Source organism: Actinoplanes sp. NPDC048967 (genome assembly GCF_040649415.1).
In the GTDB taxonomy this organism is placed as follows: Bacteria; Actinomycetota; Actinomycetes; order Mycobacteriales; family Micromonosporaceae; genus Actinoplanes.
The window spans coordinates 348,172-367,834 of sequence record NZ_JBEZFL010000002.1 but is presented as its reverse complement, the minus strand read 5'-3'; the positions used below and the strand labels follow the sequence as shown (position 1 = coordinate 367,834).

Here is a 19,663-nt window from a genome sequence, read left to right as displayed (position 1 = left end):
TCACCTGATGGGTCCTGGCGAGCCGCGGCAACCTGAAGACGAGGGTGCGCGCCGCCCTCGCGACGACGACGACACCTTCGGCTACAACGATCCGGCGTTTCGCGACGACGGTCCTGAGTACCGCCGGGGCGTGGCCTCAGCCGGTCCCGGCTACTCACCCGATGCCGGCTATTCGCCGAGCGCGGGCTACGGGAGCGATCCGCGCGACGAGGAATACCGCGACCCGGGCGAATACGACGCCCCCATCTTCACCGAGGAAGAGCTCCAGGGGCTCGGCGGCGAGGGCGCCGGTGTCCCGGGTGGACCCCGGCGGGTCCTGCCGCTGGAGGACGAGCCGACCACACTGGTCTCCCGCTACCTCTTCCCGACCGAGCGGTACCGCGGCGAGTGGAAGCGGCACTGGATCCACCTGTCCACTCCGCTGCTGGTCGGCATCGGCTCGACCCTGCTGCTCGGTTACCTCGCCGGCTTCCTGACCCGCCAGGAGATCGACGGCCTGGTCACCGCGGCCGTGCTGATCTGGCTCGGCGTCATGGGCTGGGTCGCCTGGAAGGTCGGCGACTGGTATTTCGACCGCTTCATCCTGACCAACAAGCGGGTCATGGTGGTCAACGGCATCGTCACCCGCAAGGTCGCCATGATGCCGCTGCTGCGGGTCACCGACATGAAGTACGAGCAGTCCGCCCTGGGCCGCATGCTCAGCTACGGCACGTTCGTGCTGGAGTCGGCCGGCCAGGACCAGGCGCTGCGTGAGGTCAAGCACCTGCCCAACCCCAACGAGCTGTACCTGCGCGTCGTCGAGGAGATGTACGAGCCGCAGGCGGTCGAGGCCCGGCTGGGCAAGGACGGTGACGCGGGCGACGACGCCTGACGCTCCTCAGTGCTGTGCGGCGACCACCCGGTAGCGTCTTCGGGTGACCAGAATCGACCTGCCCAGCATCGACCTGCACTGCCATTCGACCGCCAGCGACGGCACGCTGACCCCGGCCGAGCTGGTGGCCGCGGGTGCCCGGGCCGGCCTGGACGTGATGGCCATCACGGATCACGACACCACCGGCGGCTGGGCGGCGGCCGAGGCGGCGCGCCCGCCCGGCCTGGCTCTGGTCCGCGGCGCCGAGCTGTCCTGCCGGTGGTACGGCGTGGAGCCGGCCATCCCACTGCACCTGCTGGCGTACCTGTTCGATCCCCGGGATCCAGCCCTGGCCGCCGACCTGATCCGGCTGCGCAGCGACCGTGAGCAGCGCGCGGAGAAGATCGTCGGGTTGCTCCGCGCGGACGGGGTGGACATCAGCTGGCCCGAGGTCAGCGGTTACGCGGCGGGCGGATCGGTCGGGCGGCCGCACATCGCCCAGGCGCTGATCCGGGCCGGGCTGGTCCGCACCACGAGCGAGGCCTTCGCCTCCCGGTGGCTGGGCGCCCGCTACTTCGTACCCAAAGCCGATCTTGACGTTTTCGAGGCCGTGCGGACCGTCCGGGCCGCCGGCGGAGTGCCGGTCTTCGCCCATCCGAACGCGACGGTGCGCGGTCGCATCGTGCCGGACAAGCTGATCGTGGAGCTGGCCGCCGCGGGTCTGGTCGGCCTGGAGGCCGACCACGAGGACCATACGGTCGCGCAGCGCGCGCACGTGCGCGCGCTGGCCGAGGAGCTCGGCCTGGTCGTCACCGGCTCGTCGGACTTCCACGGCACGCACAAGACGGTCCAGCTGGGTGCTTTCACCACCGACCCCTCCGCGTACGAGCAGATCGTCGCCGCCGCCAGCGGCGTTCCCGTGCTGGGGTGACGGTCACCGCAGTTCAGGGCATCGCTGCGCGCGGGCGCCTAGGTTGATCCCGTGAATCTGAAGTTGTTCGGCGAGGTCTTCGTGACCCTCCTGGTGATCGTCGACCCGCCGGGCATGGTGCCGGTGTTCCTGGCCCTGACCGGGACGCTGCCCGCCAAGGAGCGCACGCGCGCCGGCACCCAGGCGGTGCTGCTGGCGCTGGGCGTGATCGTGATCTTCGCGGTGGCCGGCCAGACTCTGCTCGACTACCTGCACGTCCAGCTGCCCGCGTTGCAGGGCGCGGGCGGGCTGCTGCTGGTCCTGGTGGCCCTGCAGCTGCTGACCGGCAAGACGGACGAGCCCTCTGAGCAGGGCGGCACGACCAACGTGGCCCTGGTGCCGCTGGGCACGCCGCTGCTGGCCGGCCCGGGCGCGATCGTCGCCACCATGCTGTTCGTGCAGCGCGCGGACGGGCTGAACGACTACACCGTGATCGGCCTCGGCATCCTCGCGGTCATGATGACGGTCTGGCTGGTGCTGCGCTTCTCCGGCGGCATCGTCAAGCTGCTGCGCCCCGGCGGCATCGAAGTGCTCACCCGCATCGCCGGTCTGCTCCTGGCGGCCATCGCGGTGCAGCTCATCGCGGACGCGGTCGCGGCCTTCGTGGAGTTGTACACGGCCGCGGCCTGATTCTTGTCGCAGGGTGCTGGCAGGATTACCGGGTGCCCAGGACTTCCCCCCGATCGGCCGCCGTGCCCGAGCAGTTGGGCTTCGCCGGCATGCCCGAGCGGCTCTTCGTCTGCACGCCGAGCAAGCTCGGCTCGTATGCGGACTGCCCACGGCGCTACCGCTACGCCTACGTCGACCGCCCGTCCCCGCCGAAGGGACCGCCCTGGGCGCACAACTCCCTGGGCGCGAGCGTGCACACAGCCCTGAAGAACTGGTATGCCGTGCCCCCGGACCGCCGGGTCCGCGAGTCGCTGCCCACGCTGCTCAAGGCGACCTGGGTCCGCGAGGGCTACCGCGACGTCGAGCAGGAGCGGATCGCCTACCGCAGGTCCCTCGACTGGCTCGACACCTATGTGGCCGGTCTCGATCCGGTGGAGGAGCCGCTGGGCGTGGAGCGGGTGGTGGCGACGAAGACGGCGGTGCTGGCCTTCAACGGCCGGGCCGACCGCATCGACGCCCGGCAGGGTGAGCAGGGGCCGGAGGCGGTCATCGTCGACTACAAGACCGGCCGGTCCGGGCTGGACGCCGACGACGCCCGCGGCTCACAGGCCCTGGCCCTCTACGCGTATGCGGCGCAGCGGGTGTTCCGCCGGCCGTGCCACCGGGTCGAGCTGCACCACCTGCCCACGGGCACGGTCGCGGCGCACGAGCACACCGAGGAGTCCCTGGCCCGGCAGGTGTCGCGGGCCGAGGACACCGCCCGCGACATCATCGCGGCGGAAAAGGCGGTGGCGGCCGGGGCGGATCCGGACGCCGAGTTCCCCACCAATCCGGGCAGCCTCTGCGGGTGGTGCGACTTCCGGCGTACGTGCCCGGCGGGGCAGGAGGTCGCGGCCAAGGAGCCGTGGGCCGCGGTCGAGCACCTCGAACGGGCGTCAGGCTAGACCGACCCGTTCCAGCGCGGCCCGGCGTTGCGGAGCCATCTTGTACTGCTCCGGGACGGTGGTCAGGACGGCGGAGAGCAGCAGACGCAGGCCGCGCACCGAGAGGTCGGCGGACAGGTCGGTGGTGGGCAGGCCCAGGCCGCCGTACATCTTGCGGGCCCAGGCGGGCAGCAGGGCGACTGCCGTGCCCGCGACGCCGAAGTAGGCCCAGCGGGCCGGCCCGAGGTTCAGGCCCAGTCGCAGGGCCCGGTTGCCCCAGAAGTCGGGCAGCGGCGGCACGGTGAGGAAGAGGGCGGTCTCGGCGGCCTCGCGGGTGATGCCCAGCTGCGGGCGCATCTCCTCGTAGTAGGCGGCCACCTCGGCGGCCGTGCTCGGGACGGTCGCCGGGTCCAGGCCGACCAGCTCGGCGGCCTTGAGCTGCTCGGTGTAGTAGGTGTCCACCTCTTCGTCGGTCAGCTTCAGGCCGGCGCGGCGGGCGGTGGACAGGAACGATTCCACCTCGGCGACGTGCACCCAGCGCAGCAGCTCCGGCTCGTCGATGCGGAAGCGTTCACCGGTGCGCGGGTCGGTCGCGGTCATCCGGGAGTGCATGCGCCTGATCCGGCTCGCGACCCGTTCGACCTCGTCGGTGCTGCCGTAGAGCACGGTGCCGACGTACTCGGAGGTGCGGTTGAATCGGCCCCACGGGTCGGCCTTGTAGCCGGAATTCTGCGCGACTGCCGCGACCGCGCGCGGGTGCAGCGCCTGCAGATAGAGGGAGCGGAGGCCGCCCATCGTCACGATCGGTTCGTTGTGCACTTTCCACGTGACCGAATCCGGGCCGAAGAGTCCGATGTCCGGGCTGCTGTCCATGCCTCCAGCGTGCCACGCGGAAGCCGAAGTTGAACAGGTTCAGACAGAACGTTCGACGGTTCTGTTCGGCCGGCAGGCGGGGCACAGACCCCAGAAGGTGACCTCGGCCTCGTCGACATCAAATCCGTGGCTGACGTTCGGGTCGAGGCAGGGCCGCTCGCCGATGGCGCAGTCGACGTCCTCGATCGTCCCGCAACCGCGGCAGACGACGTGATGATGGTTGTCGCCGACCCGCGCCTCGAACCGCGCGGGACTGCCGGCCGGCTCGATCCGCCGGGCCAGCCCGGCCCGCGACAGAGCGCCGAGAACGTCGTAGACGGCCTGCGTGGACACCGAGTCCAGGCGGTCCCGCACCTGCCGGGTGATCTCCTCGACCTCCAGGTGACCGCCCTGGGTCAGCACATCGAGCACCGCCACCCGGGGCCGCGTGACCCGCAGCCCGGTCGCTCGCAGCAATTGCTCACCGCTCGTCATCACACCATGACAGCACGGCAGGCCGGCGTACTCAACCGGTTCATCTGCCGGGTCAGGCACCGATTCATGTTTTCTGGGCACCGGTGCGCGCGACAGTGAACCGGAATGGTCCACTGCGCGTAGGCGCACACAGGGGGGATGTTTGCGTCGTCAGAGAGTTCTGGTCTGGCGGACCGGATCCCGTGCGACTGAAGGAGGTGACCGTGTTCGATCAGATCAACGGCCTGCCCGTACACGCTCTCGTGATCCACGCGGCGGTGGTCTTCGTACCGTTGCTGGCGCTGACGGCCATTGTGTACGGGGTGCTGCCCCGCTGGCGGTCACGGGTCGGCTGGGCGGCGGTGCTGCTGGCGGTGGCCGCGCCACTGACGGCCTGGGTGGCTACCGAGTCGGGCGAGGCGCTCCGCGACCGGCTGGTGGCCGACGGCATGAGCGGTCCGCCGCTGGCGGCGATCGACGACCACATGGGGTACGGCGAGCTGACGTTCTACTTCTCGCTGGGCCTCGGCATCGTCACTCTGATCATGGTCTTCCTGACCCTGCGCCGAACGGAACGCCCACTACCTCGCGCAGCGGACGTAGGACTCACGGTGATCATGGTGGCGCTCGCGGCGGTTTCCGGCTATTACGTGTTCAGGACCGGGGATTCCGGGGCTCAGGCTGTGTGGGGCTCGGGGTCCTGACGATCCGCCGCTCCGGCCGCCATGTGGGGTGGTGGCCGGAGCGGTGCTCGCGCTTCGGCTTTGGTCTGCTTCGGCTGGCCTGCGCTCCGGCTTTGGCCTGCTTCGGCTGGCTTGCGCTCCGGCTTCGGCCGGCTTCGGCCTGCTTCGGCTGGGTCGCGCTCCGGCTTTGGTCCGCTTCGGTCGGCTTGCGCTCCGGCTTCGGCTGGCTTGGCCTGCTTCGGCTGGGTCGTGCTCCGGCTTTGGTCTGCTTCGGCCGGCTTGCGCTCCTGCTTCCGTCGGCTTGCGCTTGCGCTCCGGCTTTGACCGGCTTGCACTCCGGCTTCGACCGGCCTGCGCTCCGGCTTCGGCTGGCTGCGCTCCGGATTTGGTCCGCTTCGGCGTGGCTCACGCTCCGGCTGGGCGTATTCCGCCTGGCGGCCTCTCCGCTGAGCCCCGGCCCGGCCTTTGGCTCAGGTCGAGGCCGGCTGAGCCGGTTGTCGGGTCAGAAGAGGACGCGGGCGCAGAGCAGGCACATCAGGATCAGGGCGATCGCGCCGACGACCAGGCCGATGCCGTAGGTCACCGTGCGGGCCGAGCCCTCGGATTCGTCGAGCGCGTCCATGTCCTGCGGCGGCATCGTGCGTGGCGGCGGCGGCTGCCGCACCACCGGTGGCTGCCAGTGCGGCGACGGTGGTGGCGTGCGGGGCGGGCCTTGGTAGGTGGGGGCGGGATCGGGCGCCGGGGCCGGGCGGCCGGCGCCGAAGGGCTCCGGCTCGGCATCCGGGCGCTGCCAGTACGCGTCGTCGTCGGATCCGGTCGGGGCGCTCACGTTCATCGACGCTACATCCCTCGGGTACCGACAGCGCACGCGACGCGGCTTACCCTCGTAGCGTGGACATCTTGGACGAGCCTGAACGTGATGCCGACGCGGAGCGCACCGTTGACTTCGAGCCCGAAGAGACGCCGCTGCTGCCCGAGCAGACCCGCGACGACACCGAGCGCGGCTGGGGTTTCGGCGGGGACGATTCGAATGACGACCGCCTGCTCGAGGATCGCCCGCCGCACTGGGGCTGAGCCACCCGCCCGACCGGGCTGAAGCGACTGCCCGCCCGGCCGGGCCGAAGCGACCGCCCATTGGGCGGGGCTGAAGCGACTGCCCCTCGGGCCGGGCCGAAAGGTTGCCCGTCGGGTCGGAGCGGAACGGCTACCCGTCAGGGCGGATCAGCACGGCATAGCCGCCGCCGGGCGTGGTCACAGCCCGCCTGGCGTCGGCCGGCGTCAGCGCGAGGAGCAGTCCACCGCTGGTGGGATCCTCGGCTCCGGTGACTTCTAGCACCAGGGCCGCCGTCGCGATGGCTTGCGGGCTCTCGCCGGTGCTGGACAGCCGGAAGACGTCGACGTGGTCGCCGGGGTGGATGAGCCGTAAGGCAGTGGGCTCGGCCAGGCGGATCGGCACACCGATCGAGCCCGGCGGCACCGCGATGGCACCCGGCGGCCCGCCGGACCGGTCGGAGGCTCCGGCCGCCCGCGGCGACAAGCCGGTCGGGCCACGTGCCGTCGCGGTCCCGGCACCCTCGGCGGCGCGGCACTCGGCAACAGCGGCCGGATCCGGCGTCGGCTCATCTGCCATGACCGGCTCCTGGACCTCCGCAGTGCGCACGACTGAGACCGGGGTCAAGGCGGGAAGCTCAGGGTCGCTCGTCGTGCCCAGCTCACGGGCGCCAGGCTCAGGCGTAGATCTGCCGCAAGCATCGCACCCGACTCGACCGGGCTCGCACGCGCCGGGCCGCGCCCACATCACCACCGCCGCCGTACCGATCAGAACCGCCACGACCGCCGACCGCAGCAAGGCCGCCCGCCCAGGCCGGCGCCAGCGGACGGGATCCAGCCGGGGCTCCCGGCGGCCTCTGCCGCGCATAACCGCCTCCTGACCCCCAGGGCACCGTCGACATCCGGCGCCAGGGATCAGGACGATAGGCGGGACACAGCAGATCCCGGGGCCGCCCTGTGGACAACCCTGGGATGTGGACAGCCGCCCAGTTCTGAGCCGGTCGTGCTAGGAGGAGGACGAAGTCGTCGCTGACTTGGCCGGGGTGGAGCCCGACGAGCTGGACCCCGACGAGCCCGAGCTGGCTGAACCCGAGCTCGAGCTCGAGCCCGCGGCCGCAGGCGTCGCGGCGGGGGTCGAGGACGACGAGTCCGACTTGCTCTCGCCGGCGGGCGCGGCGGACTTCTCGGCGCTCACGTTCCCGGCGCGGGAGTCGTTGCGGTAGAAGCCGGAGCCCTTGAAGACGATGCCCACCGAGTTGAAGACCTTGCGGAGCTTGCCGCTGCAGTTCGGGCACTCGGTGAGGGCCGGGTCGGAGAAGGACTGCACCGCCTCGAGCTGTTCACCACACTCGGTGCAGGCGTACTGGTACGTGGGCACTGGTCCTCCGTGTTGCTCAATGGCTTGGCACTCGCCGTCTAGGAGTGCCAATGCTCCGTCATCGGAGTTTATTTCGTCCAGTCCGCGGTGTCGCTGAGACCCTCGGCCGGTGTGATCGCGGCGTGTACGCGGCGGTCGTGCGGCTCGGCCGGCACCTCGGGCAGCAGCTCACCGTCGTGCAGCAGCGCCACCGTGTACGCCCGTCCGGCGCGGGTCAGCGCGCGGTCGTAGGAGCCGCCGCCACGGCCCAGGCGCATGCCGCTGCGGTCGACGGCCAGTGCGGGGACGATCAGCAGGTTGGCCTGGGCGATCGCGTCGACGCCGAGGCGGGGCCCGATCGGCTCCCGCAGGCCTCGCGGGCCTGGCCGCAGCGTGTCCGGCCCCTCGTAGCGGACCCAGTCGAGGTCGTTGTCCGGCAGCAGCACCGGCAGGATGAGCCGTCCGCCCAGGACCTCGGGCAGGTCGGGGCCGCCGGGCTCCGGCGCCAGGGGGACATACCCCGCGATCATCGTGGGGGACTGTGCGCGTACGAGATCTCTCAGGGCGGCTTGGATCGCGGCCGCGGCCTTCGCGCGGGTTTGGGGGGTGAGAGATTTACGCGCTGCGAGCAGCTGATTGCGTAGCGCGATCTTCTCGGGCCGAGATTTTTCCGCTCCACCGGCGAAATCCGGCATGCAACACCCCCTTTTAGAAACCGGCAAACGGCGCACACTATGTCAGCATCGCTCCAAAGAAGGCCACTTCCAGGAGGACGTGTGACTCTGCGTGGCCGACTCACTACTGCTTTTCTGGCGGTCGTGCTCGGTCCGGTTCTGCTCGGATCCTTCTTCGTCGGCATGACCGTCGCCACAGTGAGCCGGGACCGGACGGTCGAGCGACTCGATCATGCCGCGACGACGGTGCGTACCGCCATCGGCGCGATGTGCCGGCAGCTGCAGGCCGCCGCCGACGCCGTCGCCGTGCTGCCGGAGGCGGACCGGCGAACCGCCGCGGACCAGCTCGTCACGCGCGGGCTGGCCTCCGAGATCCGGATCGGGGCGAGCGACCCCGGCGGTCAGCGCGACTGCCAGGCGCCCGCCACCGGCGGCAGCGTGACCGCCATCGTCGCGCGCGCCCGGCAGGGGCAGGTCACCGTGGCGGCCGCGCAGGCGCTGGACGCCGGGTTCGTGGCCCGACTGGCCGCGTCCTGCGGCGCCGAGGTGACGCTGCTGGCCGGCGACAGTCCCGGCGCCGGACCTGCTCTGAGTTCCGAATCGGCCGCCGTGAGCCGGGCCGTGGCCGCCGCGCTGCCCGGTGACGTCACCGCGCGCGGCCGTCACTATCTGCGCGCGGTCCCCGTCGAGCCGGGCCAGCCGCTGCCCCTGGTCGTGTCCGTGCGCCAGAACAGCTCCGTCGGCCTGTACGCGCTGCTCCTGGCCGGTGTCGTCCTGGTCGCCGGGGTGGCGATGATCGTCGCCCGCCGGCTCGCCCGCTCCACCACCCGGCCGCTGGAGGAGCTGGTCCGGGCCGTCGCGAAGGTGGCCGACGGCGAGCTCGGCACCCGGGTGCCGGTCGGTCGCGACGACGAGCTGGGCCGGCTCGCCGGCACCTTCAACCGGATGACCCGCGAGCTCCAGGCGTACGTGCAGGCTCTGACCGCCAGCCGCGACCAGCTCCGCGGCCATCTCGCCATCCTCGGCGACACCCTGTCCAGCACCCACGACCTGCACCGGATCCTTGAGGTCATCCTGCAGACCGCGTTGTCGGCCACCGGGGCCCGGGCCGGCGTCGTGCTGCTCATCGACCCGGCCGACGGCCGGCTGGTGGCCCGCTGCGCCGAAGGGCTGACCGGCCGCTGGGACGTGCCGGAGGCCGAGCTGCCCGCGCTGCGGGTGCCGCTGGGCACGGGCATCCTCGGTGCGGTCGCGGCCAGCGGCGAGCCGCGGCGCGGCCGGTGCGGGCCGGACGGGAGCACGCTCGACGAGCCGGCCTGCCGGACGTACGTGGCCGTGCCGATCTGCGCCCCGGCCACCGTCGGCGACCCGCTCGTGCCCGGCGACACGTTGATCTCCGGGCGGCCGGCGACGCTGGGTGTGCTGGCCCTCTACGACCGGCTCGGCAGCGACGGTTTCGACGACGCTGACCTGCTCACCCTGCGGACCTTCGCCGGGCAGGCCGGGGTGGCCGTGCACAACGTCCGGATGCACGAGGAGGCGCAGCGGCTCTCGCTCACCGATCCGCTCACCGGGCTGTGGAACTACCGCTACCTGCGCGAGGCGCTGCGCCGCGAGGTGGAACGGGCCAGCCGCTTCGGCCGGATGCTGACCGTGCTCGTGCTCGACCTGGACCATTTCAAGGACGTCAACGACAAGTACGGGCACGCCGCCGGGGACACGGTGCTGGGGGAGTTCGCCCGGCGGATCCGGATCGGGTTGCGTGAGGTCGACGTCGCGTTCCGGCAGGGTGGCGAGGAGTTCGTGGTGCTGCTGCCGGAGACCGACGCGTACGGCGGGGTGATCGTGGCCGAGCGGCTCGGGGCCGCGGTCCGGGAGATCCCGGTGCCGATCGACGCCCGCCGGCAGGACGCGGCCGCCGGGCAGCCGGTCGACCGGGTCGCGATCAGCGTCTCGATCGGCATCGCCGTCTACCCCGAGCACGGTACGACCGCGCAGCAGGTTCTCGATGCGGCTGACGACGCGCTCTACGCCGCGAAGAATGCGGGGAGAGACACCTACCGGTTGGCCGAGTCCGCGCCGGTGCCCGCGGCAACTGTGACGGATACCGCGGTTTCGGCGGGCGTACCGGAGGGGCATTTCGATCATGCGGCGGGTCCAGATGCCGTGCCGCCGGGCACGCCCGGCGGGCCACAACCGCCGCGACAGGCCCGTGGCCGATAGTCTCGCGGCATGTCCGGGCATGAACTGAGCGAAGGTGCGGTGACCCCTCAGATGACGACAGAGGCCCATGCGAGCGGCCGTCGGGCGGTGAAGGCTGTCATTCCGGCGGCCGGACTCGCGACGCGTTTCCTGCCGGCCACCAAGGCCGTGCCCAAGGAACTCCTGCCCGTCGTGGACCGCCCGGTCCTGCAGTACATCGTGGAGGAAGCCGCCGCGGCCGGGATCACCGACGTGCTGCTGGTGACCGGCCGGGGCAAGACCTCCATGGTCGACCACTTCGACCGGCGGCCCGACGTGGAGGCCCGGCTGGAGGAGAAGGGCGACACCGAGCGGCTGGCCGCCGTCCGCCGCACCAGCGAGCTCGCCGACATCTACACCTGTCGCCAGGGCGAGCCGCTCGGCCTGGGCCACGCGGTCGGCGTCGCCGCCTCGCACATCGGTGACAACGCGTTCGCGGTGCTGCTCGGCGACGAGTTCGTCGAGGAGGACGAGCCGCTGCTGCCGGCGATGCTCGACCTGCAGGCCCGCACCGGCGGCATCGTGCTGGCCTTCATGGAGGTCAAGCCCGAGGAGACGTCGCGCTACGGCATCGCCTCGGTGCGCCCGTCCGACCTGGGCGAGGACGTCGTCGAGGTGACCGGCCTGGTGGAGAAGCCGGCCCCGGCCGACGCCCCGAGCAACCTGGCCGTGCTGGGCCGTTACATCCTGCCGGCCACGATCTTCGACGCGATCGACAACACCAAGCCCGGCAGCGGCGGCGAGATCCAGCTCACCGACGCGATGGCGGCACTGCTCGATTCCGGTACGCCGGTGCACGGCATCGTCTACCGCGGCCACCGCTACGACACCGGGATGCCGCTGGGCTACCTGCAGGCCGTCGTCCAGATCGCGGCCAAGCGGGCGGACCTGGGCGAAGAGTTCCGTGCCTGGCTGGCCGAGTTCGTCGCCGGCGGTGCCAAGGGATGACCGCTACGGCCGATGCCGAGGCGGCCGCCAACGAGCTGATGCCTCTCGCCGAATACCTGGGCAGCGTGCTGCGCAGGTTGCGGGCGCTGCCTCCGCTCGACCTCGACCTCACCCAGGCCCACGGCAACGTGCTGGCCAACGACGTGCTGGCGCCGCACCCGTACCCGGCCTTCGACCAGGCGGCCATCGACGGGTACGCGGCCCGCTGGGAGGACCTCGCGGCCGCGGGGCGGATCGGTTCGCACCCGTCGTTCGGGGCGTTCGAGGGCGGGCCGCGCCCGGTCCGCCTCAACGTCGTCGGTGACCTGGGTGCGGCCAGCTGGCGGCCGGTCCGGCTGACCCCCGGCACGTGTTTCTCGGTGGCGGCCGGTGCGCCGCTGCCGATCGGGGCCGACGTGGTCGTGCCGGTGCACTGGACCGACCAGGGCATGGCGGCGGTGGAGATCCTGCACGCCCCGAAGCGGGGATCCGGCGTCCGGCGGGCGGGCGACGAGCTCCCCGTCGGCCGGGTGCTGGCGTCCGCGGGCTCGTACGTGACCCCGGCGATGGTGGCGGTCTTCGCGGCGTCCGGGATCGGGCACGTCGTGGTCCGGCCCAGCCCCCGGGTGGTCGTGGTGGCCACCGGCGACGAGCTCGTCGACGTGGGCCGGCCCAGCCAGCCCGGCCAGGTGGTGGACGCCAACTCGCACGCGCTGACCGCGGCCGCTGTCGAGGCCGGCGCGCTCGCGTACCGGATCGGCATCTGCGACGACGACCCCGAGGGCCTGCGCGGCCTGCTGGAGGACCAGACACTGCGGGCCGACCTGATCATCACCACCGGGGGTACGGGCACCGGCCCGGGCGACATGCTGCGCCGGGTGCTGTCCCGCCGCGACCACGGCCGGGGCACGGTCGAGTTCACCGACGTCGCCCTGTGCCCGGGTGCCACCCTCGGCTTCGGCACGGTCGGCGGCGAGGAGGTCCCGGTGGTCTGCCTGCCCGGCGAGCCCGGCGCCGCCCTGATCGGCTTCGAGGTGCTGGCCCGGCCGGTCATCCAGCTGCTGGCCGGCTCCGAACCGGTGTTCCGCCCGAGCGTCAAAGCGCACCTGCTGGAGACCGTGTCGTCGCCTGGAGGCCTCCGCGAGTTCCGCCCGGCACACGTCGCGGAACGGCGCGGCGGTGGCTACACTGTGCAGCCGCTCGCCGGAGGGCCGTACACTCTGTCCGGCCTCGCCGAGGCCAACGGTCTGCTGGTGCTCGGGGAGCGGGTCACCGCGGCGGCAGCCGGGTCGACCGTCGACGTGTTGCTGCTCGACCGGAGGCGATGATGCTGGGGTCCACGCCCGGATGGCCTGCCGTCCTGGCGGAGGGATCCGTGCTGCTCAGGCCGTACCGCCGCAGTGACGCGCGGGCCTGGTCCGAGGTCCGGATCGCCAACCAGGCGTGGCTGAGCCCGTGGGAGTCGGCACCGCCCGGCCCGTGGGCGGAGATGAACTCCACCCGCGCCTACCTGTACGTCTACCGCGACATGAAGCGGGCCGCTCGGCAGGGCGACAGCATGCCGTTCGCCGTCTGCCTGCGCGAGGACGGCAACGAGCGGCTGGTCGGGCACATCAATCTGGGCAGCATCGTGCGGCGGGCGTTCGGCTCGGCGTACGTGGGCTACTGGGTGGACTCGCGAGTGGCCGGACGCGGCGTCATCCCGACCGCGCTGGCGCTGGCGGTGGACCACGCGTTCGGCGCCGGCGGCCTGCACCGCGTCGAGATCAACATCCGTCCCGAGAACGGCCCCAGCCGTCGCGTGGTGGAGAAGCTCGGCTTCCGCGAAGAGGCGTACCACCCGCGCTACATGCACATCGACGGTGCCTGGCGCGATCACCTGGGCTATGCGATGACCAGCGAAGAGGTCGCGGCCGAGGGTGGCCTGGTGGCCCGCTGGCGGCGCCTGCGAGCCAACGCCCAGTAGCCTGCCGCCACTTATTTGATCATCACGACGGTACGTCCCCGGCGCGGCGTGCCGTTAAATCGTGACTCCCGTGCGTAGCCTCGGGGAGATTAGGACTTTTGTGTGCCCGGAGCCACCGGCCCGGGCACCGCAGGCTGACGGGAGGGGTGAGGGTGCCGACCTCGGTGCTCCTCGCCGTCCTCGCCGCCGCCGGGTTGCTCGCCCTCGCACCGGCGCTCGTGCGCCGGTACGACGCCACCGAGCGCCTCGCGGCGGAGCGGGCGTCGTCGACGGCTCGGGTGCTGCAGCGCCGCCGTCGGCTCCGCACTGTGCCCGGACGCCGACCGGTCAACCCCGGACGCCAGTATCTGGTTACGTCGCGGACCCTAACGGGTGACCCGGCCCCCGTGTCGGCCGCCCCCGTATCGGCGCCCCCGGCCCGCAAACTACGTCTGGTCCCGGCCCGCCGGCCGGTCCGCCGCCCCCCGGTCCGCCGCCAGACCCCGGCAGTGGTCCGCCGCCGCCGGGTCTTCGCGGCGCTGCTGCTGCTCAACGTGATCGAACTGATCGGCGTGCTGGCGGTCGGCCCCGGCTTCTGGATCAGCTTCGCGGTGACCGGCACCCTGCTGGCCATCTACCTGGTGCACCTGCGCAACCGCGCGATCGCGGACCGGCACCGGCGCCGCGTCGAGGCCCGGGAAGCGGCCTGGCTGGCCGCAAGACAAGCAGAGGTACGGCGAGAGCAGGCGCGCAGGGCGGCGGCACGAAGGGAAGCGCAGCGTCGGCTGGCGGCCCAGAAGGAAGCCGTACGGCGAGCCGCGATGGGTCTGGACCGCGACCCGTCCGACCTGCCGGCCGCGGTCAACGGCGGCTCGGTGTCGTACCGCCGGGGCGGCGGACTGCGCGGACGACCGTACGAGGCCGGCGGCCGGGGCCCGAAATGATCTCCCCGGCGCGCCGGGGAGGGTGATTCGCGGGGTGCCGGGCCGACCTGTTAGCCTTGCTGCGGTCCTACGGGACCGGGGGGCTGTGGCGCAGTCTGGTAGCGCACCTCGTTCGCATCGAGGGGGTCTGGGGTTCAAATCCCCACAGCTCCACGAGATCCTGGGATCCCTTCGTCCGCATAGTGCGCGGACGGGGGGATCTCGTCATTTCTGCTCCGGGGGCCGAGCCCCCGGACGCCCCGCGCTGTAGTGCGCGCGGTGAGTGCTTCGGTTGCGGTCGCCAGGTAGGGCGTGCCTCGACGGCAGTGCGGACGCCGTTCAGACAACAGTCGACAACATCGCCGACGGACGGGAGTACGCCGCCGCCCGGGCCGGCGGAGTCCGCGAGCACCGTGCGCTGACCATGTTCGCCGCAGACGAATGTGCCGCAGTACCAGCCTTGCTCCTCGCTCCACACCAGGGCTTCGGACTCGTTGATACGGATCGTGGCGCGGTGATGTATGGGCGGATTGCCTCCACCGAAGGATTCCAGTGTGCCTTGGGGAGTGCGTTGGTCATGACGCTCTCCTCCGATCTATGCAATTTTTGGTGTCGCTCTGCCTCCGTGCCGGATATCAGGATGGCACCTCACCCTCGTTTATGGTGATTTCCGCGCGGTCCGGGTGGAAGACCGTGATGGTGAGCCGGATCGGGACGCCGTCGGGGGCGTAGGCGATTCGCTTGTGTTCGATGACCGATCTTTGGCTGCTCGCCCGCAGATCGAAGAATCGCTCCTCCGTCTCGTCGACGGGTCGAACCCGAATGGTGTCTTTGTAGCCCACCTGCTCGAGCCCGAGGGTTTCGCTGAGGTAGTGGACCGTTCCTTCGGCCAGGTCGACCGGATCCATCAGGCGGTCGGCGCCGCGCTGGACGAGGCCTCGCGGGTAGAAGCTCGTCTGCAGCGAGAAGGGGATCCCGTCGATGAATCGTTCCTGATGCCGGCTGATGACGTGAGCATCAGGCTCCAGCGCGAGTGCGACGCTGATATCGGGCCGTGTCGTCTGGATTTCTACTCTCGGCGCCGAAGCGGAGGGGACTCGTCCCTGATCGCTGATCTCCCGCTCATAGGCCGCCCCCTCACTGCCACCGAAGCCGGTTTCCGGGTCTTTGGTCACCGTGATCTCGAACGGGACGATGCTCTGCTTGACGAAGGTCCCCCGGCTGGAGAGGGCCTCGATCAAGCCCGCGTCCACCAACGTCTTGATCGCGTCGCGCACGGTGTTGCGTGAAGCGTTGTATTGATCTCGCAGCTCCAGTTCCGTCGGAAGCTGCTGGCCCGGCCGATACTCCCCAGATTCGATCTTGGCCCGGAGTTGTTCAGCAATGATCTTGTACATGGGCGAACCCGCCACGCCGGTTCCTCCTCGCTCAACAGCATGAAGCTCTTACCGAGGCGCCATTAATGCCTTGAGGTCTTGACAATGGTGCCGGACAGCTGGTGTCGCCTTGGTATTTATCACCAGTAGTTGTCCTGGGGTGTGTAGGGCTTCTCCAGCTCGGCAATCTCGTCTTCTGTCAGTGTGAGGGGCAGCGCGGCCCTGGCGTCCTTCAGATGGTTCGGTTTTGTTGCGCCCGTGCCCGTCCGCGCGGTCAGCAGAACCAGCCGGCCACCGGCCGTGCTTGGATGTCGGGATGACGTTCACGGTGACCGACGTGCCCGAGCGGGAGCGCTTCGAGGCCCACGACGAGGCGGGCGCGCTGGCCGGTGTGCTCACCTACCAGCTGACCGGCGGCATCATCGCCTACACCCACACCAAGGTCGACCCGCAGTTCGAGGGCCAGGGCGTCGGCTCGGCCCTGGCCCGGGCGGCGATGGACGACGCGCGGGGCAAGGGCCGGACCGTCGTGCCGATCTGTCCTTTCCTGAGCGGGTGGCTGGAGAAGCACCCGGAATACGAGGCGATCGTGGCCCGGTCGACCCGCAAGGTGAAATAGGCACGTGCGGGAGGCTCACCGTACGGGTGAAAGAGCCAGGCTCCAGGTCCGCCGCGCGGCCGCTGCGGACCTGCCCGGACTGTTCCCCCAGCTGGTGGAGCTCTACGCCGCCGTCTATGCGGAAGCCCCGTACTGCGAAGGGCCTGAAGACGTCGCGGCCTTTGCCGCGCGGCTGCCCGAGGAGGTCCGTCGTCCCAGGTTCGCGTTGGTCGGCGCCTTCGCCGGCGATCGGCTGGGCGGCGTCGCCTACGGGTGGCACCTGCCGTCCGGCGAGTGGTTCGGTGGGACTGTGGAGGAGCCGCCGGCCGCCGTACGGCAGCTCGCCAAGTTCGTCGTCATGGAGTGGCAGGTGCTGACCGCGTACCGGAATGCGGGTGTGGGCCGGGCACTGATCAGCGCGCTGCTCGCCGACCGGCCCGAGCCCGTCGCCATCCTCGCCGCCGATCCGCGTGCCGCTGCGCGGGCGGTCTATGCCCGCGCGGGCTGGCAGCGGTGCGGCGCGCTCGCGTTGTCCACCGGCGCCGTCATGGACGTCCTGTTTTTGACGCTGTAGGAGTTACGACCGATCGGTTGCCCGGCGCGGGTTGCGCCGGATCATGGGCGCATGACGACGTTCATCGCTCAGCTGAGCGACTCGCACATCACCACCGGGGCGCTCGGGGCCGGGCCCGCCACCGGCCTCCAGCTGGCTCTCGCCCGGGTCATGGGACTCGACCCGCGGCCCGACTGTGTCGTCATCACCGGCGATCTCACCGATCACGGCCGGCCCGACGAGTACGCGGCGCTCAAGGAGATCATCGGCGATTTTCCGCTGCCGTTGCACCTGGTGACCGGCAACCATGACTGCCGCGGGCCGCTGCTCGATGTTTTCGGCGGCCAGCCGTACTACGCGGTCGAGTATCCGGAGTTCACCCTGGTCGCGCTGGATTCGCTGGTGGAGGGTTCGCCGGCCGGGCGGCTCGGTGCCGCTCAGCTCTCCTGGCTCGATGACATGCTGCGGCGCCGGCCCGACGTGCCGGCTCTGATCGGTCTGCACCATCCGCCCATGCCGGTCGGCATCCGGTTTCTCGACGGCATGCGGCTGCTTGACGGTGACGCGTTGCGCGAGGTCGTCGCCGCGCACGGCAACGTCGCCCGGGTGATGGCCGGGCATGTGCACCGGCCCATCACCGCCGCCTTCGCCGGCAGCGTGCTCACTGTCGCCCCGAGTCTGTGGCGTCAGACCGGGCTGTTGCTCAATTCCGACGCGCCGCCCGGCTACCTGGCCGAGCCCACCGGGTTCCTGTTGCACATGATCGAGGGTGATGATTGCGTCACCCACACCGTGCAGGTCAGTCACGCCGCTGCTCTGCTCGGCGCATACTGACTGCCGCTCGGCGCACGGGGATCAAGGAATGTCGTACCCCGGAGATACGGTCTAGGTGGGCTGGGAGAGGGGCTGACCATGATCGACCATGTTGTCCTCGGGGTGCACCACATCGACGACAGTCGGCACTTCTACGAAAACGCGCTGCGCCCGCTCGGGGTCAAGGTCCTGGTGCAGGAGCCCGAGCTGGTCGGTTTCGGCGACGACAGCGGCAAGCCGTTCTTCTGGCTGGCCCTCCGTGAGCCGTCGCACCGGGTGCACGTGGCCTTCACCGCGCCGGACCGGGCCGCGGTCGACGCCTTCCACGCCGCCGCGCTGCACTCCGGCGGGGTCGACAACGGACCGCCGGGCCTGCGGCCGGAATACCACGCCAACTACTACGGCGCCTTCGCCTTCGACGCGGACGGCAACAACATCGAGGCGGTCTGCCACCGCCCGGCCTGAGCGGAGGACGGCCTGAGCGGAGAACGGCCTGAGCGGAGGACGGCCTGACCCGAGTCCGGCCACCGGCAGCAGAAGCTGGCAAAAAGGGCGCATCGCTACTTTCGGGTGGTATTCCTGGAGTGTCTCCAGGAGGTGACAGTCATGCCAGCACCCCTGCCCGGCAACGAAGCCGACCGGCTCGCCGCCCTCTACGAACTGCACGTGCTCGACACCGCCCCCGAGAGCGACTTCGACGACATCGTCAAGCTCGCCTCGACGGTCTGTGGCGTGCCGATGTCGCTGGTCAGCCTCATCGACATCGATCGCCAGTGGTTCAAGGCCAAGATCGGCACCGATCTGACCGAGACGCCGCGCGACCTGTCGTTCTGCGGTCACGCCATCCTCGGCAAGGACGTGCTCGTGGTGCCCGACGTCCGCGACGACCCGCGGTTCGCCGACAATCCCGCGGCCGGCTCACACCAGGGGATCCGGTTCTACGCCGGGGCGCCGCTGGTCACCAGCGACGGCTTCGCCCTCGGCACCCTGTGCGTGATGGATTCCCAGCCCCGCAAGCTCGACGTCGAGCAGGTGCAGGCGCTGCGGGCGCTGGCCCGGCAGGTCACCTCGCAGCTCGAGCTGCGCCGGTATGCGAGCGCCCTGGCCAACACCACTGCCCGCCTGCAGGAGCTGGAACGCCGCAAGGACGACCTGGCCGGCCTGGTCGGCGGGGAGCTGCGGGCGCCACTGCGGCTGATGCGGTCGTACCTGGCTGATCTCGGCCACACCGGCCACCACGACGCCGAGCTGGCCGACCTCGTCGGCCGGGCCACCGCGGCGCACGTGCGCGGGTTCAGCGACCTGCTGGACCACCTGGGCTCGATGGCCGAGGTCAGTGGCGCGGACAGCCTGCACATGCGCCAGATCGACCTGACCCGGCTGACCCAGCGGGCCGTCGAGGCGATCCGGCCGATCGCCGCGACCAAGCAGATCTGGATCCTCAACCAGGCCGGCGGCCCGTCGCTGCCGATCATCGCTGATCCGGTACGCCTGGAGCAGGTCCTCATGCACCTGCTGTTCGCGGCGGTCAAGTACACCCCGGCCGGTGGTCGGGTCCGGGTCGGCACGGAGATCGAGTCCGGTCCCACCGTGCGGCTCGACGACATGGACATGCCGGACGGGATGCGCCCCGACCTGTTCCCGCACCTGTACTACGGCGCGATCGCCAACCCGGCCGTCCTGCACGGCCCGGACCAGGGTCTGGCCGTCGCCAAGCGGGTCCTCGACGCCCACCACGCGACGGTGGCGCTCTCCGACCGCCCCGGTGACGGAACCTCGTTGCACGTCGTCTTCCCGTTCGCCGAACGCGAGCTGGTCGACGCCTGACCCGGAGCACCGTCTGAA

The 19,663-nt window shown here is 71.1% G+C and carries 23 protein-coding genes and 1 tRNA gene; 17 read left to right on the top strand and 7 right to left on the bottom strand.

Translation table 11 applies throughout. From position 1 onward, the window contains the following. Nucleotides 1-7: 7 nt before the first annotated feature. The 4 genes from AB0C12_RS08395 (at nucleotide 8) to AB0C12_RS08380 (ending at nucleotide 3,373) form a co-directional block, all read left to right on the top strand. Nucleotides 8-871 carry a PH domain-containing protein gene (locus AB0C12_RS08395; RefSeq protein ID WP_360545575.1) on the top strand — a complete coding sequence of 288 codons (864 nt, stop codon included), beginning with the start codon at nucleotides 8-10 and terminating at the stop codon, nucleotides 869-871. Between the two features lie 52 nt (nucleotides 872-923). Beyond that, nucleotides 924-1,781: a PHP domain-containing protein gene (locus tag AB0C12_RS08390; protein ID WP_360547068.1), complete on the top strand. Its 858-nt coding sequence runs from the start codon at nucleotides 924-926 to the stop codon at nucleotides 1,779-1,781. Between the two features lie 51 nt (nucleotides 1,782-1,832). Continuing rightward, nucleotides 1,833-2,450: a MarC family protein gene (locus AB0C12_RS08385; RefSeq protein ID WP_360545573.1), complete on the top strand. Its 618-nt coding sequence runs from the start codon at nucleotides 1,833-1,835 to the stop codon at nucleotides 2,448-2,450. 89 nt (nucleotides 2,451-2,539) lie between these two features. Further along, nucleotides 2,540-3,373 carry a PD-(D/E)XK nuclease family protein gene (locus AB0C12_RS08380; protein WP_360547066.1) on the top strand — a complete coding sequence of 278 codons (834 nt, stop codon included), beginning with the start codon at nucleotides 2,540-2,542 and terminating at the stop codon, nucleotides 3,371-3,373. On the opposite strand, the gene AB0C12_RS08375 is transcribed toward AB0C12_RS08380, so the two are convergent. Further along, on the bottom strand, nucleotides 3,365-4,225 hold the full coding sequence (locus AB0C12_RS08375; protein WP_360545571.1) for an oxygenase MpaB family protein: 861 nt from the start codon (nucleotides 4,223-4,225) through the stop codon (nucleotides 3,365-3,367). The genes AB0C12_RS08380 and AB0C12_RS08375 overlap by 9 nt on opposite strands. A gap of 39 nt (nucleotides 4,226-4,264) precedes the next feature. Then, on the bottom strand, nucleotides 4,265-4,699 hold the full coding sequence (locus tag AB0C12_RS08370) for a Fur family transcriptional regulator (RefSeq protein ID WP_360545569.1): 435 nt from the start codon (nucleotides 4,697-4,699) through the stop codon (nucleotides 4,265-4,267). Between the two features lie 203 nt (nucleotides 4,700-4,902). Here AB0C12_RS08370 and AB0C12_RS08365 point away from each other — a divergent pair, with 203 nt between their 5' ends. After that, nucleotides 4,903-5,382 carry a DUF2231 domain-containing protein gene (locus AB0C12_RS08365; protein WP_360545567.1) on the top strand — a complete coding sequence of 160 codons (480 nt, stop codon included), beginning with the start codon at nucleotides 4,903-4,905 and terminating at the stop codon, nucleotides 5,380-5,382. A gap of 481 nt (nucleotides 5,383-5,863) precedes the next feature. Here AB0C12_RS08365 and AB0C12_RS08360 read toward each other — a convergent pair whose 3' ends face one another. Beyond that, a complete protein-coding gene (locus tag AB0C12_RS08360; RefSeq protein WP_360545565.1) occupies nucleotides 5,864-6,196 on the bottom strand; it encodes a translation initiation factor 2 in 333 nt (110 codons plus the stop codon). Nucleotides 6,197-6,252: 56 nt separating this feature from the next. Here AB0C12_RS08360 and AB0C12_RS08355 point away from each other — a divergent pair, with 56 nt between their 5' ends. Further along, nucleotides 6,253-6,435, top strand: a complete 183-nt coding sequence (locus AB0C12_RS08355) for a hypothetical protein (protein WP_360545563.1) — start codon at nucleotides 6,253-6,255, stop codon at nucleotides 6,433-6,435. Nucleotides 6,436-6,565: 130 nt separating this feature from the next. Here the strand turns inward: AB0C12_RS08355 and AB0C12_RS08350 are convergent, their stop codons facing one another. The 3 genes from AB0C12_RS08350 to AB0C12_RS08340 form a co-directional block, all read right to left on the bottom strand. Beyond that, nucleotides 6,566-6,991 (bottom strand): flagellar biosynthesis protein FlgA, encoded by a 426-nt coding sequence (locus AB0C12_RS08350; protein WP_360545561.1) that lies wholly within the window; start codon nucleotides 6,989-6,991, stop codon nucleotides 6,566-6,568. 426 nt (nucleotides 6,992-7,417) lie between these two features. Then, nucleotides 7,418-7,789, bottom strand: coding sequence for an FmdB family zinc ribbon protein (locus tag AB0C12_RS08345; RefSeq protein ID WP_360545559.1), 372 nt, complete (start codon nucleotides 7,787-7,789; stop codon nucleotides 7,418-7,420). A gap of 68 nt (nucleotides 7,790-7,857) precedes the next feature. Beyond that, on the bottom strand, nucleotides 7,858-8,463 hold the full coding sequence (locus AB0C12_RS08340) for a 5-formyltetrahydrofolate cyclo-ligase (protein ID WP_360545557.1): 606 nt from the start codon (nucleotides 8,461-8,463) through the stop codon (nucleotides 7,858-7,860). An 81-nt stretch (nucleotides 8,464-8,544) separates the two neighbouring features. Here AB0C12_RS08340 and AB0C12_RS08335 point away from each other — a divergent pair, with 81 nt between their 5' ends. The 6 genes from AB0C12_RS08335 to AB0C12_RS08310 all read left to right on the top strand — a co-directional run bounded on the left by AB0C12_RS08335 (nucleotide 8,545) and on the right by AB0C12_RS08310 (nucleotide 14,652). Then, nucleotides 8,545-10,665 carry a diguanylate cyclase gene (locus AB0C12_RS08335; RefSeq protein WP_360545555.1) on the top strand — a complete coding sequence of 707 codons (2,121 nt, stop codon included), beginning with the start codon at nucleotides 8,545-8,547 and terminating at the stop codon, nucleotides 10,663-10,665. 51 nt (nucleotides 10,666-10,716) lie between these two features. Then, nucleotides 10,717-11,631 (top strand): UTP--glucose-1-phosphate uridylyltransferase, encoded by a 915-nt coding sequence (locus AB0C12_RS08330; RefSeq protein WP_360545553.1) that lies wholly within the window; start codon nucleotides 10,717-10,719, stop codon nucleotides 11,629-11,631. Next, nucleotides 11,628-12,938 carry a gephyrin-like molybdotransferase Glp gene (gene glp, locus AB0C12_RS08325; protein WP_360545551.1) on the top strand — a complete coding sequence of 437 codons (1,311 nt, stop codon included), beginning with the start codon at nucleotides 11,628-11,630 and terminating at the stop codon, nucleotides 12,936-12,938. The genes AB0C12_RS08330 and glp overlap by 4 nt, the downstream gene beginning before the upstream one ends. Further along, nucleotides 12,935-13,576: a GNAT family protein gene (locus tag AB0C12_RS08320; RefSeq protein ID WP_360545549.1), complete on the top strand. Its 642-nt coding sequence runs from the start codon at nucleotides 12,935-12,937 to the stop codon at nucleotides 13,574-13,576. Before glp ends, AB0C12_RS08320 begins: the two co-directional genes overlap by 4 nt. A 152-nt stretch (nucleotides 13,577-13,728) precedes the next feature. Then, the gene (locus AB0C12_RS08315) at nucleotides 13,729-14,499 is read left to right on the top strand and encodes a hypothetical protein (RefSeq protein WP_360545547.1); all 771 of its coding nucleotides are present in this window, start codon (nucleotides 13,729-13,731) and stop codon (nucleotides 14,497-14,499) included. A 79-nt stretch (nucleotides 14,500-14,578) separates the two neighbouring features. Continuing rightward, a tRNA-Ala gene (locus AB0C12_RS08310) sits at nucleotides 14,579-14,652 on the top strand. Between the two features lie 461 nt (nucleotides 14,653-15,113). Here the strand turns inward: AB0C12_RS08310 and AB0C12_RS08305 are convergent. Continuing rightward, a complete protein-coding gene (locus AB0C12_RS08305) occupies nucleotides 15,114-15,875 on the bottom strand; it encodes a GntR family transcriptional regulator (protein WP_360545545.1) in 762 nt (253 codons plus the stop codon). A gap of 295 nt (nucleotides 15,876-16,170) precedes the next feature. On the opposite strand from AB0C12_RS08305, the gene AB0C12_RS08300 reads away from it, so the two are divergent. The 5 genes from AB0C12_RS08300 to AB0C12_RS08280 all read left to right on the top strand — a co-directional run bounded on the left by AB0C12_RS08300 (nucleotide 16,171) and on the right by AB0C12_RS08280 (nucleotide 19,645). Next, complete coding sequence (locus AB0C12_RS08300; RefSeq protein WP_360545543.1) at nucleotides 16,171-16,473, top strand: GNAT family N-acetyltransferase; 303 nt, start codon at nucleotides 16,171-16,173, stop codon at nucleotides 16,471-16,473. Nucleotides 16,474-16,567: 94 nt separating this feature from the next. Then, entirely contained in the window at nucleotides 16,568-17,026 is a 459-nt protein-coding gene (locus tag AB0C12_RS08295; protein WP_360545541.1) for an N-acetyltransferase, read from the top strand. Nucleotides 17,027-17,077: 51 nt separating this feature from the next. Next, the gene (locus AB0C12_RS08290) at nucleotides 17,078-17,839 is read left to right on the top strand and encodes a phosphodiesterase (RefSeq protein ID WP_360545539.1); all 762 of its coding nucleotides are present in this window, start codon (nucleotides 17,078-17,080) and stop codon (nucleotides 17,837-17,839) included. Nucleotides 17,840-17,917: 78 nt separating this feature from the next. After that, nucleotides 17,918-18,283, top strand: a complete 366-nt coding sequence (locus AB0C12_RS08285) for a VOC family protein (RefSeq protein WP_360545537.1) — start codon at nucleotides 17,918-17,920, stop codon at nucleotides 18,281-18,283. Nucleotides 18,284-18,424: 141 nt separating this feature from the next. Then, nucleotides 18,425-19,645, top strand: coding sequence for a GAF domain-containing sensor histidine kinase (locus tag AB0C12_RS08280; protein ID WP_360545535.1), 1,221 nt, complete (start codon nucleotides 18,425-18,427; stop codon nucleotides 19,643-19,645). The last annotated feature ends 18 nt before the right edge of the window (nucleotides 19,646-19,663 follow it).

Coding starts and splice junctions, on each gene's coding strand:
- AB0C12_RS08340 (WP_360545557.1), bottom strand. CDS start 8,463: ATGCCGGATTTCGCCGGTGGAGCGGAAAAATCTCGGCCCGAGAAGATC.
- AB0C12_RS08350 (WP_360545561.1), bottom strand. CDS start 6,991: ATGGCAGATGAGCCGACGCCGGATCCGGCCGCTGTTGCCGAGTGCCGC.
- AB0C12_RS08320 (WP_360545549.1), top strand. CDS start 12,935: ATGATGCTGGGGTCCACGCCCGGATGGCCTGCCGTCCTGGCGGAGGGA.
- AB0C12_RS08375 (WP_360545571.1), bottom strand. CDS start 4,225: ATGGACAGCAGCCCGGACATCGGACTCTTCGGCCCGGATTCGGTCACG.
- AB0C12_RS08290 (WP_360545539.1), top strand. CDS start 17,078: ATGACGACGTTCATCGCTCAGCTGAGCGACTCGCACATCACCACCGGG.
- AB0C12_RS08305 (WP_360545545.1), bottom strand. CDS start 15,875: ATGTACAAGATCATTGCTGAACAACTCCGGGCCAAGATCGAATCTGGG.
- AB0C12_RS08380 (WP_360547066.1), top strand. CDS start 2,540: ATGCCCGAGCGGCTCTTCGTCTGCACGCCGAGCAAGCTCGGCTCGTAT.
- AB0C12_RS08395 (WP_360545575.1), top strand. CDS start 8: ATGGGTCCTGGCGAGCCGCGGCAACCTGAAGACGAGGGTGCGCGCCGC.
- glp (WP_360545551.1), top strand. CDS start 11,628: ATGACCGCTACGGCCGATGCCGAGGCGGCCGCCAACGAGCTGATGCCT.
- AB0C12_RS08370 (WP_360545569.1), bottom strand. CDS start 4,699: ATGACGAGCGGTGAGCAATTGCTGCGAGCGACCGGGCTGCGGGTCACG.
- AB0C12_RS08360 (WP_360545565.1), bottom strand. CDS start 6,196: ATGAACGTGAGCGCCCCGACCGGATCCGACGACGACGCGTACTGGCAG.
- AB0C12_RS08300 (WP_360545543.1), top strand. CDS start 16,171: ATGACGTTCACGGTGACCGACGTGCCCGAGCGGGAGCGCTTCGAGGCC.
- AB0C12_RS08285 (WP_360545537.1), top strand. CDS start 17,918: ATGATCGACCATGTTGTCCTCGGGGTGCACCACATCGACGACAGTCGG.
- AB0C12_RS08330 (WP_360545553.1), top strand. CDS start 10,717: ATGACGACAGAGGCCCATGCGAGCGGCCGTCGGGCGGTGAAGGCTGTC.
- AB0C12_RS08280 (WP_360545535.1), top strand. CDS start 18,425: ATGCCAGCACCCCTGCCCGGCAACGAAGCCGACCGGCTCGCCGCCCTC.